Raw genomic sequence first — 15,003 nt, forward strand, 5'->3', positions numbered from 1 at the left:
TCGAGCGCATGACCAGGCATCATCATTCGAACGTTGCGTTGCAAGGAATAGCGTCACCATGAGCGAGACCAATTCTCCTCTCGAGCTCCCCGGCCTTCCCGATCTGCTGGAATCCGGCCTGTCGCTGGTGTTTTGCGGCATCAATCCGGGTCTGCGCGCGGCATCGACCGGACATCACTTCGAAGGCAGGAGCAACCGCTTCTGGCGCGTCCTGCATCTCGCCGGCTTCACCGCGCAACAGATTCGCCCCGAGGACGACCATGCGATTCTTCACTATGGCTTTGGCCTGACGACCGTCGTCCAGCGGCCCACCGCGCAAGCCGCCGACCTCTCGCGCAAGGAAATCGAAATGGCCGCGCAGGCGTTCCAGCGGAAGATCGAACACTACGCGCCGCGGCATGTCGCCTTCCTCGGCAAGATGGCGTACGCGGCAATCCGTGGCGAACCCGGTGTCGAGTGGGGACTGCAGGCGGAACCTTTCGGCGGCGCACACGCGTGGGTCTTGCCCAACCCGAGCGGATTGAACCGGGGGTTCGACCTCGACGCGTTAGTGGCAGCCTACCGGCCCGTGCGCGAAGTGATCATGTCGATGCCGGCGCGCTGACGCAGTGGCCGTCAGCACGGCGGCACCCGTGCCTCAACTCAACCCTGCTGCGCGTGCGTCTGCGTCTGCGCCTGCGCCTGCCAGCCGATACCCAGACTCTTCTGCAACGACACGAAGTCCTTCAGCAACTCGGCCTGCCCCGCGACGACGTTCTGCTGCGCGGTGAACTCCTCGCGCTGCGTGTCGAGCAGATCGATCAGCGTGGAGACGCCCGCCGAATAGCGCTGCCGCATCAGCGTCGCCGAATGCGTGGCCGACGCTTCCACCTTCTGCAGCGTCACCACATGCTCGCGTTGATGACCATAGCGCGACAGCGACGAGTTGGCGTCCTGCAATGCACCGAGCACGGCCTTCGTATAGTGTGCCTCGGCTTCGTCGCGCGAGGCCTCGGCCGCGTGCACGCTGCCCAGCGTGCGGCCGAAATCGAGCGCGTTCCATTGCAGATACGGCGCGCCGATCCAGCTGAAATTGCTCTTGCGTACCAGATGCCCCGGATCGCCCGCGCTGAAGCCGATGTCGCCAAGCAACGTCAGCTTCGGGAAAAAGTCCGCGACGTGTTCGCCGATCTGCGCATTGCTCGACGCCAAACGCCGCTCCGCCGCGCGGATGTCGGGGCGCTGCTGCATCATCGTCGACGGATCGCCGATCGCCACCGTCGCGGGCATCGCCGGCAACGGCTGCACGTCGGCGAGTTGCTGATCCAGTGCGCCGGGCGCACGGCCGGTCAGCACCGCGAGGCGGTCGAGCGAATCGGTCAGTTGCGCGTCGAGCGGGATCAGCGTGCCGCGCGTGTTTTCCACCTGGGTGGTGAGCCGCTCGACATCGACGTCCGCCGCCGTGCCGCGCGCGCGGCGCTGCTGCGTCAGCGTCAGCATGTGCTGTTCGGTTTCCGCCTGGCGCTGCGCGAGCGCAAGCCGCGTCTGCTGATCGCGCAGATCGATGTAGGCCTGGGCGACTTCGGCCGCGAGCGAGACCCGCGTATCCGCGAGATCGGCTTCGACCGCCTGCGCATCCGCCGATGCCGCCTCGATCGCGCGCCGTGTGCCGCCGAACAGATCGATTTCCCAGGTGGCGTCGAAACCGGCCGTGTAGAGCTGCAATGGACCGCCGCCGCCCGACCCGCCCGATCCGCCCGACGATCCGAGCGAACCTAGATCCGGCTCACGCATACGCACCGACGCGACCGTGCCGGACAGTTTCGGCAATTCGTTCGCACGCTGCTGCTGCAATTGCGCCCGCGACGCGCGCAGCCGCGCCTTCGCCGCATCGACATCCGGGTTGTGCGCGAACGCGGCGGCGATCAGGTCGTTCAGTTGCGGATCGTTGAAGGCGAGCCACCATTCGCTCGGCGCGGGCGTGGCCGTCGTGCCGGCGGCCGGCGTGCGCACGAAGGTCGCGGTGTTGCCCGCGCCCTGCGCGAGCGGTGGCGCGCCGTGATAATCCGGGCCGACCGTGCAACCCGTCAGAGCGGACAGCAGCGCGACGGCGGCAAGGGCGAGACACGAGGGGCGGTTGGACATCATGGAATAGTCGTGTGGTGTTCGAGTAGGGGTTGCGGTGCGTCAGAATTCGCTTGAGCTGGCGCCGACGTGCGCGTTGGTCGTACGTGTTGGTCGTGCTCACATCAGCGAACGAAGCGCACTCGCGCGGTTCAATGTCCGCCGGACGGCGGCGGTGGACCATTGCGGCGCGGCGTCTTCAGCATCAGCGCGAGCGGAATGCAGGCGAGCAGCGCGATACCGAGCAGATAGAACGTTTCCGAGTAGGTCATCACGGTGGCCTGCGTCTGGATCTGCACGCCGAGCTGACCGAGCGCGCGCATCTGCGCATACGCCATGTCGCCGGTGCGCGCGAACCAGCCCGCCGCATTCGCCGCGAGATGTTCCTGACCGATCAGCGAATTGGCGCTGACCGACTCGCGGATCGTCGCGACATGGAACGTGGTACGCCGGTCGATGATCGTGCCGATGATCGCCAGCCCGATCGAGCCGCCGAGATTGCGCGCCATGTTGTAGAGCCCGGCGGCATCGCCCGAATCCTCGCGCGAGACCGCCGCCATCGACGCCTGATTGAGCGGCATCATCGCGAGCATCTGCGCGGTGCCGCGAATCAGTTGCGACCAGATGAAATCGTGACCGACGCTCTGCGCGGTCAGGTCGATATCGATCATGCAACTGATCGCGTACAGCACGAGGCCGGTAATCACCAGCACGCGGAAATCCACCTTGCCGAGCAACCTCGGCAGCACCGGCATGATCATGAACGCGGGCAGCCCGGACAGCAGCATGATCGCGCCGGACTGCTCGGCGTTGTACCCCGCCACCACGCCGAGAAACTGCGGCAGCAGATACGACACGCCGTACAGCGCCGCGCCGACCGCCGACACGATCACGATCACGCTCGCGTAGTTCGGGTTGCGCATCAGGCTCAGACGCACGATCGGCTTTTTCGCCGTGAGCTGCGACGCGGCGATCAGCAGCATGCCGAAGGCCGACACGCAGGTGAGCGCGACGATCATCGACGATTCGAACCAGCGCTCGCGCTGCCCTTCTTCCAGCACCACCGTCAACGAGCTCAGCCCGATCGCGAGACCGACGATGCCGAGCCAGTCGGCCTTCAGAAACGCTTCCCAATGCGGCCGGTCCGACGGCAAGCCGACGATCAGCAAGGTCATCAGCGCGAGACAGATGGGCAGGTTCATGAAGAAGCACCAGCTCCAGCTGATGTTCTCCGCAAGCCAGCCGCCGACCACCGGACCGAGCAGCGGCCCAAGCAGAACGATCAGCCCGAACATGGTCATGCCGACCGGCATCTGCGACATGGGCAGCCGCGTGCGGATGATGGTCTGCGCGGTCGGAATCAGCGCACCGCCGGTAAAGCCCTGACCGATACGGCCCGCGATCATCATCGGCAAGGTATGCGACCAGCCGCACATCATCGAGAACGCGATGAACAACGCGGAATTGGTGAGCAGGAAGTTGCGCAGGCCGAACACCCGCGTGAGCCACGCGGCGAGCGGAATCATCACGATTTCCGACATCAGGTAGCCGGTCGAGATCCATGTGCCCTCGGTGCCGGTCGCGCCGATTTCGCCCTGGATCTGCGGCAGCGCCGAGTTCGTGATCGAGATGTCGAGCGTGGCCATCAGCGCGCCGAGCGCACCGGCGGCCACCGCGATCCAGTCGCCGACGCTCGCGCGTTCCTCCGCATGCGGCGCGGCGGGAGCCGCCCCGGGCGTATTAGCCGCCGCGGGGGCATTAGCCACGGTGGTTCTCCGCATCGATCCGTTCGTCGCGATCGCGCGCCGAACGCGTGTCGACATCCACGGTCACCGAGAGACCCGGCAGCAGCACGCTGCGCGTTTCCGCGCCGGTGTCGAGACGGATGCGCACCGGCACGCGCTGCACGATCTTCGTGAAGTTGCCGGTGGCGTTTTCCGGCGGCAGCAGCGCGAATTGCGCGCCCGTGCCCGGCGAGAAACTGTCGACCACGCCGTGCAGCGTATGTCCCGGCAACGCGTCGACGTGCATGTCCACCGGCTGACCGACCCGCATGCGGCCCACCTGGGTTTCCTTGAAGTTGGCGAGCAGATAGGTGTTCTGCACCGGCACGACCGTCAGCATGCGCGTGCCCGGCTGCACGTATTGACCGACGCGCACCGTGCGGTCGCCGACCTTGCCGCCGAGCACGCTGCGCACCACGGTGTTGTCGAGGTCCAGCTGCGATTGCTGCGCGCTCGCCTGCGCCGCTTCGAGTTGCGCGCGGGCCTGCGCGAGTTGCGCGGTGCTCGAACCGATCTGCGAACGCGCTGCCTCCACCGCCGCCGAATTCGCGGCGAGCGTGGCGTTGGCCTGATCGCGCGTGCTGGTCAACTCCGCGAGCCGTTCGCTGCTTTCGGCGCCGGTCGCGACGAGCGGCGCGTAACGCCGCACTTCGTCGCCGGCATGCTGGGCGCTCACACGCGCCACCTGCTGCTGCGCCTGCGCCTGCGCGATATTCGATTGCTGCTGCTTGATGTCGGCCTGGGCGCGCTCGATGTCGGCCTTGCGCGCGTCGATGGTGGCGAGCGCCTGGTCGAGCGTGACGCGGTACTGGCGCGCATCCAGATGCACCAGCGGGTCGCCCGGCTTCACCGCCTGGTTGTCCGCGACGTAAACCTCGGTGACGTAGCCCGCGATCTTCGGCGCGACCGTCACGCTGTCCGCTTGCAGATAGGCGTCGTCGGTACTTTCGATGAAGCGGCCCACGGTCCACCAGCGCGCGAACCAGACCGCGCCGGCGATCAGCGCGACAATGCCGAACACGATCAGCACCGTGCGCCGGCTGGGGCGCCGTGTGCCCGCCGTGGCCGGGTCGTCAGCGGAGCCTGCGGGGACAGGGCGGGTGGGTGAGCCTGCGGTGGTCGACATGTAGTGAGTCCAATTGTTTCCAGTTGGCAGAATTATTCCACTCGATAAAAATGTGTCAAGTGATATATTTCGCCAGATATCCGTAGGCCAGTCCCCACGAGGCCACGACGTGCATGGAAGAGAAATGAAAGGTGAACGGCAACGCATGAGCAGCGTGAAAAAACCGCGCCACTCGACGGAAGGCGGTTATGCGCGCGGTGAGGAAACGCGGCACAGAATTCTCGAAGCCGCGATCGAACTGTTCGGCGAATATGGTTTCGACGGCGCATCCACGCGCGATATCGCGGCGCTCGCCGGCGTCAACGCGCCCGCCTTGCAGTACTACTTCGAGAACAAGGAAGGCGTGTATCGCGCGTGCGTGGAAATGCTCGCCGACGACGCGTGGGAGACCTTCGGTCCGGCCGTCGACCGTGCACGCAAGGCGCTGGCGGAAAACGCGGACACGGCCGAGTTGATCGAGGCGCTGATCGGCATTCAGGCCGTGGTCGCCGATCGCACGCTGGAGAAGGTGAACAAGCCCGGCCGGCGCCTTTTTTTCGCGCGTGAGCAGGCCGGCTACGAGCCCGAAAGCGCGACGCAGATTCTCGAATGCAAGATTCGCGAGCCGTTGAACGAAGTGAGCACGGCGCTCGTCGGGCGGATCACGGGCCGCCCGGCCGACGATCCGGTCACGGTGATCCGCACGTTCAGTCTGCATGGGCAGATGATCGTGTTTCACGTCGCGCATCGCTCGACGCTCTCGGCGCTAGGCTGGAAAAATATCGATCACGCGAAGGCCGAGTTGCTGAAATCGACCATACGCGATCAGACGCGCACGCTGCTCGAACACTGGGGCCGCGAACGTGACGAAGCTGCGCAAGCGTCGAGGAAGACGACGGCTGACGGCGCCACGGCTACTGCTGCCACGCCGGCGGGGTCCGCGAAATCGGCAAGATCACGCAAGCGGGAATAAACAAACATAAGCGAACATAAGCGGACCCGAAGCGGACATGAGCGGAGCGAGGAGCGTGGCGGCGCTCACCCGGCCGCCACGCTCCTCTCCGCTCAGCCGCCCAGCCGCTGCGCCAGTTTGTCCAGCATCTGTTTCCAGCCCACGCCCAGCCCCTTGCCGGAGTGATCGAGCGGCACCCGCTCGTGCGTCAGCACGATTTCGCACTGCTCCCCGCCGCCGTCGCCCTGCCCGCGCTCGAATAATTCGACGGTCACGAGCGTTTCCTGCTGTGCCATCCGCGACGACACCCACGTGAACACCAGCTTCGAAGGCCGTTCGAGCACGCGGTACTCGCCGCTATGCACGTACTCGACGCGCGCCGATGCCATGAAGATATGAAACCGGCCGCCGACGCGCGGCTCCAGCATCACGTCGCAGCGCTTGACGGTGCCGGGCAGCATCCATTCGCGCATGCCCTCGGGATCGAGCCACGCATCGAACACCTCCTCGCGCGAGGCAGGCAGCACGCGCTTCACCTGCACCGTCTGCCCGCTCATGACTTGCCCCGTTTGCGCTTGTTGACCAGATGCCGCTCCAGCGCCGCCATCCGGTCGCCCCAGAATTCCGCGTAGTAGTCGAGCCAGCCGGACGCCTCCTCGAGCAACGCCGCGTCGAGCCGGCATTCGTGCTCGCGGCCGCGCACCTCGCGCTTGATCAGCCCGGCTTTTTCCAGCGTTTTGATATGTTTGGAAATCGCATTCAGGCTGACTTCGTAGGGCTCGGCGAGTGCGCTGACCGTCAGGCTGCCGCCGCGCAACCGTTCGAGAATGGAACGGCGGGTCGGGTCGGCGAGCGCGCCGAATACCGCATCCAGCCGCTCGGTGGAACTCGGGGATTCAATCATTGTGGACGTGTTCATGGGCGGCAATTTTACTCAACCATACGGTTGACAGTCAACCACATGGTTGACTATTATCGCTTCACCTTTTTCGAGGGAAACGCCATGAGAACACTACTCCATATCGACTCCAGCCCGATGAACGACGCGTCGATTTCGCGCCGGCTCACGCGGGAATTCGCGCAACACTGGCTGCGCGCGCAAGCGGACGGCGAGGTGCGGTATCGCGATCTCGCCCGCGCCGACATTCCGCCTACCAACGGCGCATGGCACGCGGCCAACTTCACGCCGAAGCAACACCGTACGCCGCAACAGCACGATCTGCTGGCCTTGTCCTCGGTCTTCACGTCAGAACTGCGCGACGCCGACGAATACGTGATCGGTGTGCCCATGCACAACTGGGGACCGTCGGCGAGTTTCAAGCTGTGGGTGGATCAGATCGTGCGGCAGGGCGAGACCTTGACGATGACGGATCGCGGTCCGCGCGGCACGCTGACCGGCAAACGCGCAACCTTCGTGATCGCGGCGGGCGCGAATTATGGTCCGGACGCGGCGAGCGCAGCGCTGAACTTCGTCGAACCGTGGCTACGCAGGCTGTTCACCTACCTCGGCGTCGAGGACCTGCGCTTCGTGATGGCCGACGGCGTGGTGAACGTGCTCAACGGAACGGTGGACCGGGTGCACTTTCTTGCGCCTCACCTCGCGGCGGTTCAGGCGTTGTTCGCGCCTGAGTCATGTGTGTGAGGGGGATGAAAAGCGGCAGGACGGTCTTCAAACCGTCCTTCGGCACGCCGCGGCCGGCGAACGACACATCAGGCCGCCCACGGCGCGCGTTTCGCAACGGATCGATCAGAACGAATGCCGCATGCCGATCCGCACATCCGACTGCGTGTTCGACGTGGACGGCGTGAAGCTATACCCGATCACCGCATTCACGCCGTTCGATGCGCGCAGATAATCGCCCGACAGATACAGGTCCGTGCGTTTGGACAGCAGATAGTGCAACCCCAGCGAACCCTGGTTCCAGTGATTGCCCTCGAAGCTGGTGTGCTGATAGCCGCCGTACAGCATCAGGTCCGGCATGAACGTGTACGACGCCCCGCCTTCGTACACCTGCATGTGCGAGGTCTGGCCGAGACCCTTGATCGTCGTGTACGTATAGTCACCGCTCAGCATGACCTTACCGATCGTGTAAGCCGCGCCGATGCCGAACGTGCCCTGCTTGTCGACCGGAAACGACGTCGAGCCGAACAGATCGGTGACCGCGCCCGTCGCCGGATTGACGGACACCGTGGGCTGACCGAGGAAGGTTTTGGTGCCGATCATCGCGTACGGATCGAACGCATAGATACCGAACGGATTGTTCAACTGCGTGTACGCGGTGCCGATGTTGAACGCCCCGTGTTCATAACGCGCGCCGACGCTCCATGCGCTCTTCTGATGGAAGTCGCCCGCCGTATTGCCGAACGAATACATACCGCCGAACGAGAAACCCGAGAAACTCGGCGACATGTACTTGACCGAATTCGGCAAGCGGTCGCCGTTCATCCGGTCGAAGTCGCCCTGGTGAATCGCATAGCCGCTGGCCCACGCGGAGATGTTGTAGATCGACACGAACTCGTTCGTCATGTCGAGCTGATTGCCCAGCGTGACGCTGCCCCACTGGCTGCTCTTCACGCCGACATACGCCTGGCGGCCGAATTCCGCGCCACCGAAAGCGTACTGCCCGTTACCCAGGTGAAAACCCGATTCGAGCGCGAAGATCGCCTGCAAGCCACCGCCGAGATCTTCCGTGCCCTTGAAGCCGATCCGGTTGCCGTATGACACGCCGTCGTCGAATTTGTATTGATGGGCACCGCCGGCGTTGTTCACGTAGGTAATGCCGGCGTCCAGAATGCCGTATAGCGTGACGCTGCTTTGCGCCTGAACCGCCGTGGGTACGAATACGGCGCTGGCCGCGATCGCGAGTGCCGAGAGGCTGACGGCATTGCTCTTCTTCATCTGATTCTCCCCTGCTCTGTGCCTGCTTATTTCGTTGGATAAAACGATCCCCACGACGCGCCACAAGGCGGAGCGCCGCGCTTCTCGCGTGACGGGCAGTTCGAAACCGGTTGAGACCGAGTGAGACCAATTGCTGCGGATGCGGATGAGACTGGGCCGATGCATCGCTGACCGGGCGTTGCATCGACGGGTCAAGAATAAGGGTCCAGATTTAGTTCGGTTCGACCGGAAGCGACATGAATCTGTCGCCCAGCGACCTTATTGAAAGACAGTCGATGCGAATTGCACTAACTCTCTATTCGCTTCATATTTGCGACGCATTCACCTCACGGCTATTTCACACCGAGCGCCGTCTGTACTGCCTGCAAACCATTCGCGCCGCTAGCGGTATTCACGCCGTCGAGCCACGACTTCAGCAATTCCGGATGACGTTTGAGTGCTTCGGCGGCCGCCGCATCGACACCCGTCTTTTTCTCCAGTACTTCGGTAATCACGCCGTTCTCCAGATCGACATTGAATGTCAATTGACGGAATAGCCGGCCGATGTTCTGGCATTGCTCCGTATAACCGCTGCGTGCCACCGTATTCACCGTGGCGCCGCCGAAATTCGGCCCGAAGTACTTGTCGCCGCCGTCGAGATAGGTCAGCTTGAATTTCGTATTCATCAGATGCGGCTCCCACGCGAGAAACACGATCCACTTCTTCTCGCGCACTGCCCGCTCGACCTGCGTCAGCATGCCCGTCTCGCTCGACTCGACGAGCTTCCAGTTGCCGAGGCCGAAGGCCTTGTCGTCGACCATCTTCTTGATGTTCTGGTTGGCCGGCGCGCCGGGTTCGATGCCGTAGATCTTGCCGTCGAACCTGTCGGCATTTTTCGCGAGGTCCGCAAACGAATGCACGCCGGCCGCCGCCACGTAATCCGGTACCGCGAGCGTGAATTTCGCGTTGCTCAGATTCGGATGCACGACCTCGATCGACTTCTCGTCCTCGAACGGTTTGACGACCGGCGCCTGCGCCGGCATCCAGTTGCCGAGGAACACGTCGACCTGCCCTTTCTTCAAGCCCTGGTAAGTGATCGGCACCGACAGGTTGGCCACGTTCTGTTTATAGCCGAGCGCCTTCAGGATGACGCCGGTCATCGCATTGGTCGCGTCGATATCGGTCCAGCCCGGTCCCGCCATATTGACCTGCGTGCACGACTGCGGCTCGGCGGCCACCGCGAAAGTCGCCGCCGCGCACATCAATGCGACGCCGGATACAGCCTGTTTGAAGAGCTTGTTCATCATGTCGGCTTCCTGGAAATGAGGTCGAAAAAAGTACGCGGATTCAAGTCAACGCGCGACGGCGGGAAAGCGGGCCATCGCTTCGAGCGTGTCGAGGTCGATGTGATTGCGCATGTAACGCTGGCTGGCTTCCACGTGGGGCTGCCAGTCCCACGAGGCGACCGTGCCGCGTGTGGTGGCCTCGAAATGAAAACGACGGCGGCGCTGACTGCCGAGTACGGTTTGATGCAGTGCCGCGAGATCCCAGCGTTGCGCGATCTCCGCACGCAATGCCGCCACCTGTTCCTCGTATTCTTTCAGCGCCGCCAGGTTCTTGCGCTCGAGCGGATCGGCTTCGACGTCGTACAGTTGATCGGGATCGGCCGGCGTGTGGATGAACTTGAAGCGCCCGCGCCGCAACATCACGATCGGCGCGATCGCGCCTTCGGCGAGGTATTCGCCGATCGCTTCGTCATGGCCGCCCGAGCTACCCGAGCCGCCGTTCAGATGCGGCACGAGGCTTTGTCCATCGAGCGTATCGGGCCATGCAACGGGCGCCTCGCCGCGCGCGAGTTCGACGAGCGTCGGCAGCAGATCGAGATGCGATACCGAAGCCTTCACGCGGTGCGCGTCGAATTGCTGCGGCGCATGCACGATCAGCGGCACTCGGCAGCCGCCTTCGAAGAACGTCATCTTGTACCAGAGCCCGCGCTCGCCGAGCATCTCGCCGTGATCCGAGGTGACGACGATGATCGTGTCCTGCGCGAGTCCCGCCTGGTCGAGCGCTTCCAGAATCGCGCCGAATTGATCGTCCACATACGAAATCGCGCCGTAGTAAGCACGGCGTGCGTTGCGGATCTGCTGATCGGTGGGCGGCGTGCGATCGGTTTCGCAGACATGGCGAAGCCGGCGCGAGTGCGGGTCGGCTTCGTCGAACGAATCGCGATGGGCGGGCAGGTCGATCTCTTCGTCGCGATACATGTCCCAGTACTTTTGTGGAATCGCGTAGGGGTCGTGCGGGTGCGTGAGCGAAGCGACCAGACAGAACGGCCGCGCGTCCTTGCCCGCATGACGTTCGCGAGCAAGATCGAACAGCTTCTGACGCGTGGTGAATGTCACTTCATCGTCGAAGTCGAGTTGATTGGTGCGCACGCAAGGACCGGCGTCGATCACGGAACTCATGTTGTGATACCACGTGGGGCGCGTGTCGAAGTCGTCCCAGTTCGGCGTCCAGCCGAAATCGGCCGGATAGATGTCGGTGGTCAGGCGCTCCTCGAAGCCGTGCAGTTGATCGGCCCCGCAGAAATGCATCTTGCCGGACAGAATCGTGCGATAACCGTCGGCACGCAGATAATGGGCGAACGTCAGCGTTTGCGACGGAAATTCCGCTGCGTTGTCATAGGCGCCGATCGCGGAAGGCAGCTTGCCCGACAGAAACGAAAACCGTGACGGTGCGCACAATGGACTCGCGCAATACGCCGAGTCGAATACCACGCCCTCGCTGGCGAGCCGATCGAGATTCGGCGTTCGGGTCAAGGGATGACCATGTGCGGCCAGTGCGAACGGCGTCATCTGATCCGCCATGAGAATAAGAATATTCTTTTTGCTGACAAGCATTGAAGTGCGCCTCGAATAGAATCGCCGGTATCGGACCAGGTGATGCGGCATCGGCTGCGCTGTTGCAGCGTACGCGCGATGCCGCCCACCTTGCGCACCACTATTGCCGTCCAATTCGCGGCTGTGAAGACGGCAATTCTTTATGTGCCCATAAGGGGGAGTTATGTCGAGGCAGGATCGTTTGCCGTCCATGCAGGCATTGACGATGTTCGAATCCGCCGCGCGTCTCGCCAGCTTCACGGCCGCGGCCCGCGAACTTGGCTCGACGCAGCCGGCAGTCAGCCAACGCGTGGTGCAACTCGAACAGGCGCTCGGCGCGCCACTCTTCGAACGCGGCCATCGCGGCGTGACGCTGACGCAGGACGGTGAGCGTCTATTCGAAGCGGTGCGCCACGCGCTCGACACGATTCGCGTCGCCACCGCCGACATTCGCGGACGGCGCAACCCGCAAACCCTCACACTGTCCACCGATTTCGGCTTCGCGACCTACTGGCTGATGCCGCGCCTGTCGCAATTCAAGGCGCTGATGCCGGAAGTCGACGTGAAGATCATCACCTCGCAAAGCGTGTTCGAACCGTCGCTCGATCAGGCCGACATTGCGATCGCATTCGGCGACGAGCATGCGGACTGGTCCGCGCGCGGCGTCGTGAAGCTGTTTCCGGAACACGTCACGCCGGTGTGCAGTCCGTCCTTCATCGCCGCGCATCCGTCGCTGCGCACGCCCGCCGATCTGCGCGACGTGCCGCTGCTGCATCTGGAGCCGACGCAACCGGCGCGCTGGCTTTCCTGGGCCGACTGGTTCGCCGCGCACGATCTCGATGCCCCCGCCGCACCGCGCGGCATGACGTTCAACAGCTTCACGCTGGTCGCGCACGCGGCGATCATGGGTCAGGGCGTGGCGCTCGGCTGGGCGCCGCTGGTGGACGAATTGCTCGCGACCGGTCAACTCGTCGAGCTATTCGATACGCCGGTCGTCACCGAACGCGGCTATCTGCTCGTCACGCAACGCGCGGCCACGCCGGGCACGCCCGCAATCAACGCGTTCCGGCAATGGCTGCTCGGCGAATGCGGGCTCGACGCCTAGCGAACGGCATCCCTGCTTTCATCCCACGCGGCCAGCACGGAAGAACAGACGTCTTGAGCCGCCGAGCCGGCATTGACGCCCCCGTTCCACCGCGAAGGCGGTTAACTTCTATCCTCACCCACCCCCGGTTTGCTCTACTGCAACGATGCATGCCGCGTCCCGCGGCATCGTCCTATCGTCCAAGTGGAGAGCGCATGTCCGCCGATTCCCGTCCCGATCAACTGGTACTCACCGTCGCGTGTCCGAGCGCGGCGGGCCAGGTCGCCGCCGTCGTCGGCTTTCTCGACCGGCATCATTGCTATATCGACGAACTGACCGTGTTCGACGACGATCTCAGCGAGCGCTTCTTCGTGCGCTGCGTATTTCACGGGGTCGATAGCGCACAGACGCTGCATGCCGACGGGCTGATGCGCGAGTTCGAGCCGATCGCCGAACGTTTTCGCATGACGTGGGCGATCCACGAGGTCGATACGCGGCCCAAGGTGCTGATCATGGTGTCGAAACTGGAACATTGCCTTGCCGACCTGCTGTTCCGCTGGCGCATGGGCGAACTGAAAATGGACATCGTCGGCATCGGCTCGAATCACCGCGATCTGGAACCGCTCGCGCAACAGCATGGCTTGCCGTTCCATCATCTGCCGATCACCGCCGACACCAAGCCGCAACAGGAAGCCCGCCTGCTCGATCTGTTCGAGACGTCCGGCGCGGAATTGATGATTCTCGCGCGCTACATGCAGATTCTGTCCGGCGAAACGAGCCGCGCGCTGGCGGCGCGCGCGATCAATATCCATCATTCGTTCCTGCCCGGCTTCAAGGGTGCGAAGCCGTATCACCAGGCGCATACGCGTGGCGTCAAACTGATCGGCGCCACCGCGCACTTCGTCACCGACGATGTCGACGAAGGGCCGATCATCGAACAGGTGGTGGAACGCGTCGATCACTCGTATAGTCCGGAGCGCCTGCTCGCGACGGGACGCGACGTCGAATGCATCACGCTGGCGCGTGCGGTGAAAGCGTTCATCGAACGGCGCGTGTTCATCAATGGCGACCGGACCGTGGTGCTGCAATAGTCGATCAGGACGGCCGCAAAACGAAGAAACGCCGCTAAAAAGCGGCGTTTTTTATGAACTGCCGCTCGACGGGAGCGGCAGCACGATCAGAAGATTCAGAGAAATTACCCGGCCATCAAACTCACTTCACCCAGCTATCCACCCGATCGCCATGCGCGCTGATCCATGCATCGGCGGCGGCGGTCGGTTTTTCGCCGTTCTGCGTCGCGAGCATCACGCTGTCGATCTCACCCGGTTTCCACTGGAACTTCTTCAGGAACGCGACCACCGGCGGCGCCTTCTTCTCCAGTTCCGGATTCACGACGGTATCCACGTGCTCCGATTCGCCGAACACCTTCTTCGGATCGTCGAGGAATTTCAGCTTGTACTTCGCGAACATCCAATGCGGCTTCCAGCCCGTCACGATGATCGGCTTGCTGGCCGCCTCCGAACGCGCGAGTTCCGCGGTCATCGCGCTGCCCGAACTCGGCATCAGTTGATAGTCGAGGCCATACGCCTTGATCGCTTCGCTCGTCTTCTGCATCACGCCGGCGCCCGCATCGATGCCGACGATCCGCGCGCCGAACTCCGTCTTCTTCGCTTCCAGATCGCCGACGCTCTTCACGTCCGCATTGTCCGGCACGATCAGGCCGATCTTCGCGTCATTGAAGTTCGCGCCGAGGTCGACCACCTTGTCCTTGAAGTTGTTCCAGTACGCGCCGTGTGTGACCGGCAGCCACGCGGACAAGGTCGCGTCGAGATCGCCGCGCGCCACACCCTGCCACATCACGCCCGCCGCGACCGGCACCAGTTGCACCTGATAGCCGAGACGCTTCTCGATCACGCGCGCGGCGACGTTCGAGGTCGCCACGCTGTCGTCCCAGCCTTCCACGTAACCGATCTTGATGGTCGGCTTGGTATCCGCCGACACCACGCTCACGCTACTCGCCGCGAGCGCCGCGCTCATCGCGCTCAACACCAGTATCTTTTTGATCAGTCTCATCGCCGTTCTCCCGTTCGCCGTACAAAGTCACCCAATGAGCATTTAGAATCGCCAGCCAGAAATGCCGGGTAGCGTTGTTTTGCGACACCCAGTTGTCCACGCGCGACCTGAATTTGCACGCGCTCACCGCGTGCCGTATTTCTCG

Annotated in this window: 14 protein-coding genes; 5 read left to right on the forward strand and 9 right to left on the reverse strand. The window is 63.6% G+C overall.

Annotation, left to right across the window (positions count from 1 at the left end; translation table 11 throughout):
* Positions 1 to 58: 58 nt before the first annotated feature.
* Positions 59 to 604 (forward strand): G/U mismatch-specific DNA glycosylase, encoded by a 546-nt coding sequence (gene mug, locus LFL96_RS19820; RefSeq protein ID WP_281002416.1) that lies wholly within the window; start codon positions 59 to 61, stop codon positions 602 to 604.
* A 38-nt stretch (positions 605 to 642) separates the two neighbouring features.
* Here the strand turns inward: mug and LFL96_RS19825 are convergent, their stop codons facing one another.
* The 3 genes from LFL96_RS19825 to LFL96_RS19835 form a co-directional block, all read right to left on the reverse strand.
* Complete coding sequence (locus LFL96_RS19825; protein WP_281002417.1) at positions 643 to 2,127, reverse strand: efflux transporter outer membrane subunit; 1,485 nt, start codon at positions 2,125 to 2,127, stop codon at positions 643 to 645.
* Positions 2,128 to 2,255: 128 nt separating this feature from the next.
* Positions 2,256 to 3,884: an MDR family MFS transporter gene (locus LFL96_RS19830; RefSeq protein ID WP_281002418.1), complete on the reverse strand. Its 1,629-nt coding sequence runs from the start codon at positions 3,882 to 3,884 to the stop codon at positions 2,256 to 2,258.
* Positions 3,862 to 5,013 (reverse strand): HlyD family secretion protein, encoded by a 1,152-nt coding sequence (locus LFL96_RS19835; protein ID WP_281002419.1) that lies wholly within the window; start codon positions 5,011 to 5,013, stop codon positions 3,862 to 3,864. Before LFL96_RS19835 ends, LFL96_RS19830 begins: the two co-directional genes overlap by 23 nt.
* A 145-nt stretch (positions 5,014 to 5,158) precedes the next feature.
* Here LFL96_RS19835 and LFL96_RS19840 point away from each other — a divergent pair, with 145 nt between their 5' ends.
* Entirely contained in the window at positions 5,159 to 5,965 is an 807-nt protein-coding gene (locus LFL96_RS19840) for a CerR family C-terminal domain-containing protein (protein WP_281002420.1), read from the forward strand.
* A 92-nt stretch (positions 5,966 to 6,057) separates the two neighbouring features.
* Here LFL96_RS19840 and LFL96_RS19845 read toward each other — a convergent pair whose 3' ends face one another.
* Positions 6,058 to 6,501: an SRPBCC domain-containing protein gene (locus LFL96_RS19845; protein WP_281002421.1), complete on the reverse strand. Its 444-nt coding sequence runs from the start codon at positions 6,499 to 6,501 to the stop codon at positions 6,058 to 6,060.
* Positions 6,498 to 6,848, reverse strand: a complete 351-nt coding sequence (locus tag LFL96_RS19850; protein WP_281002422.1) for a metalloregulator ArsR/SmtB family transcription factor — start codon at positions 6,846 to 6,848, stop codon at positions 6,498 to 6,500. The genes LFL96_RS19845 and LFL96_RS19850 overlap by 4 nt, the downstream gene beginning before the upstream one ends.
* A gap of 99 nt (positions 6,849 to 6,947) precedes the next feature.
* Here LFL96_RS19850 and LFL96_RS19855 point away from each other — a divergent pair, with 99 nt between their 5' ends.
* Positions 6,948 to 7,586, forward strand: coding sequence for an NAD(P)H-dependent oxidoreductase (locus LFL96_RS19855; RefSeq protein WP_281002423.1), 639 nt, complete (start codon positions 6,948 to 6,950; stop codon positions 7,584 to 7,586).
* Positions 7,587 to 7,691: 105 nt separating this feature from the next.
* Here the strand turns inward: LFL96_RS19855 and LFL96_RS19860 are convergent, their stop codons facing one another.
* The 3 genes from LFL96_RS19860 to betC all read right to left on the reverse strand — a co-directional run bounded on the left by LFL96_RS19860 (position 7,692) and on the right by betC (position 11,722).
* On the reverse strand, positions 7,692 to 8,843 hold the full coding sequence (locus tag LFL96_RS19860) for a porin (RefSeq protein WP_281002424.1): 1,152 nt from the start codon (positions 8,841 to 8,843) through the stop codon (positions 7,692 to 7,694).
* A 332-nt stretch (positions 8,844 to 9,175) separates the two neighbouring features.
* Positions 9,176 to 10,129 (reverse strand): choline ABC transporter substrate-binding protein, encoded by a 954-nt coding sequence (locus LFL96_RS19865; protein WP_281002425.1) that lies wholly within the window; start codon positions 10,127 to 10,129, stop codon positions 9,176 to 9,178.
* A gap of 45 nt (positions 10,130 to 10,174) precedes the next feature.
* Positions 10,175 to 11,722: a choline-sulfatase gene (gene betC, locus LFL96_RS19870; RefSeq protein ID WP_281002426.1), complete on the reverse strand. Its 1,548-nt coding sequence runs from the start codon at positions 11,720 to 11,722 to the stop codon at positions 10,175 to 10,177.
* A 163-nt stretch (positions 11,723 to 11,885) separates the two neighbouring features.
* On the opposite strand from betC, the gene LFL96_RS19875 reads away from it, so the two are divergent.
* Positions 11,886 to 12,806, forward strand: coding sequence for a LysR family transcriptional regulator (locus LFL96_RS19875; RefSeq protein WP_281002427.1), 921 nt, complete (start codon positions 11,886 to 11,888; stop codon positions 12,804 to 12,806).
* 194 nt (positions 12,807 to 13,000) lie between these two features.
* Positions 13,001 to 13,876 (forward strand): formyltetrahydrofolate deformylase, encoded by an 876-nt coding sequence (gene purU / locus LFL96_RS19880; protein WP_281002428.1) that lies wholly within the window; start codon positions 13,001 to 13,003, stop codon positions 13,874 to 13,876.
* Positions 13,877 to 13,997: 121 nt separating this feature from the next.
* Here purU and LFL96_RS19885 read toward each other — a convergent pair whose 3' ends face one another.
* On the reverse strand, positions 13,998 to 14,858 hold the full coding sequence (locus tag LFL96_RS19885) for a glycine betaine ABC transporter substrate-binding protein (protein WP_281002429.1): 861 nt from the start codon (positions 14,856 to 14,858) through the stop codon (positions 13,998 to 14,000).
* Positions 14,859 to 15,003 lie beyond the last annotated feature (145 nt).

The organism is Paraburkholderia sp. D15 (assembly GCF_029910215.1).
Lineage (GTDB): Bacteria > Pseudomonadota > Gammaproteobacteria > Burkholderiales > Burkholderiaceae > Paraburkholderia.

What these genes read in the sequence shown, in the direction of transcription:
- mug (WP_281002416.1), top strand. Translation starts at nt 59, where the DNA reads ATGAGCGAGACCAATTCTCCTCTCGAGCTCCCCGGCCTTCCCGATCTG.
- LFL96_RS19850 (WP_281002422.1), bottom strand. Translation starts at nt 6,848, where the DNA reads ATGATTGAATCCCCGAGTTCCACCGAGCGGCTGGATGCGGTATTCGGC.
- LFL96_RS19860 (WP_281002424.1), bottom strand. Translation starts at nt 8,843, where the DNA reads ATGAAGAAGAGCAATGCCGTCAGCCTCTCGGCACTCGCGATCGCGGCC.
- betC (WP_281002426.1), bottom strand. Translation starts at nt 11,722, where the DNA reads ATGCTTGTCAGCAAAAAGAATATTCTTATTCTCATGGCGGATCAGATG.
- LFL96_RS19885 (WP_281002429.1), bottom strand. Translation starts at nt 14,858, where the DNA reads ATGAGACTGATCAAAAAGATACTGGTGTTGAGCGCGATGAGCGCGGCG.
- LFL96_RS19840 (WP_281002420.1), top strand. Translation starts at nt 5,159, where the DNA reads ATGAGCAGCGTGAAAAAACCGCGCCACTCGACGGAAGGCGGTTATGCG.
- LFL96_RS19845 (WP_281002421.1), bottom strand. Translation starts at nt 6,501, where the DNA reads ATGAGCGGGCAGACGGTGCAGGTGAAGCGCGTGCTGCCTGCCTCGCGC.
- LFL96_RS19855 (WP_281002423.1), top strand. Translation starts at nt 6,948, where the DNA reads ATGAGAACACTACTCCATATCGACTCCAGCCCGATGAACGACGCGTCG.
- LFL96_RS19825 (WP_281002417.1), bottom strand. Translation starts at nt 2,127, where the DNA reads ATGATGTCCAACCGCCCCTCGTGTCTCGCCCTTGCCGCCGTCGCGCTG.
- LFL96_RS19875 (WP_281002427.1), top strand. Translation starts at nt 11,886, where the DNA reads ATGTCGAGGCAGGATCGTTTGCCGTCCATGCAGGCATTGACGATGTTC.
- LFL96_RS19865 (WP_281002425.1), bottom strand. Translation starts at nt 10,129, where the DNA reads ATGATGAACAAGCTCTTCAAACAGGCTGTATCCGGCGTCGCATTGATG.
- LFL96_RS19830 (WP_281002418.1), bottom strand. Translation starts at nt 3,884, where the DNA reads ATGCGGAGAACCACCGTGGCTAATGCCCCCGCGGCGGCTAATACGCCC.
- LFL96_RS19835 (WP_281002419.1), bottom strand. Translation starts at nt 5,013, where the DNA reads ATGTCGACCACCGCAGGCTCACCCACCCGCCCTGTCCCCGCAGGCTCC.
- purU (WP_281002428.1), top strand. Translation starts at nt 13,001, where the DNA reads ATGTCCGCCGATTCCCGTCCCGATCAACTGGTACTCACCGTCGCGTGT.